General features: G+C 55.8%; 2 protein-coding genes. Both read right to left on the bottom strand.

Annotation, left to right across the window (positions count from 1 at the left end):
* A partial coding sequence (locus ACRXB1_RS36870) for a ComEA family DNA-binding protein (RefSeq protein WP_449494883.1) occupies positions 1-354 on the bottom strand: 354 nt, incomplete at its 3' end.
* Positions 355-698: 344 nt separating this feature from the next.
* Positions 699-894, bottom strand: a 196-nt coding sequence (locus tag ACRXB1_RS36865; RefSeq protein WP_449494882.1) for a hypothetical protein, incomplete at its 5' end; no start/stop codon positions are given.

The raw sequence follows: 894 nt of genomic DNA, 5'->3' as shown, positions 1-894 counted from the left end.
TGCCGAAGACTTCACCGTCGATTTGCCCGGCGCGGCGCTCGTGCTGGTTGCAGGCGTCTTGGAGGGCTTCACGCCGGTTGGCGGCGCGGATGAACCACCGATGGTCAGCCCGGCTTCTTCCAGATGTCCTACGGACTTCGTGCCGAGCCCTTTCACGCGATTGGCGAGATCGTCGGCGTTCTTGAACGGGCCGTTCGCAGTCCGTTCGTCGATGATCGCCTTCGACTTCACCGGCCCGAGCCCTTTGATGGCTTCAAGCGAGGCCTCGTCGGCGGTGTTCACGTCAGTGGCGGCGAATGCCGCGCCCATCGACAACGAAAAGGCCAGAAACAACATCAACAGCTTTTTAAGCATGACAAGTGCTCCAGGTTGAAAACAGAAGGAGAAATCAGTGTCTCAGTGCCGCCCCGACTTTACTGGAAGCCTGGCCAGAAAGTCCAACTAGCATAGGACAAAACGACCGCCAGCATAATGGCGGCAACCGTGAATCGGTTCGGGCAGCATTAATTTTGACAACATCGCCGGATAGTATTTTGCTGCGGCAGCGCTTTCGCTGCAGCGTTTCAATTCTCTTTTGCGATTATCACCAGATGCGTGGCGGATCGGGACGGTCCTGTCGAGATTTAACAGTTTCTGAATGTCGCTGCGATTAATCTGTCTTTTGTCTTATAAAAATTATCAACAAAATCCGGCTTCGATCAGCCCTTGGTTTTGATTTTCACGAATGCGCCGCGAACCTCGAATTTCACGGAGTCGACGACTTCGCCGTTTTTATCGATGAGATCCAGCGTGTGATGTCCCGGCCAAGGCAACCATGCCATGCGTTGTGCGCGTCCGGCCGGCTTGCCGTCCAGACGCCACGTGCTGCCCGAAGGCGCGCCTTGTCCGCTTTCA

The sequence above is a fragment of the Caballeronia sp. M23-90 genome (genome assembly GCF_053574605.1).
Note: the sequence above shows the minus strand (reverse complement) of the source record. Positions and strands in the feature narration are given on the sequence as shown.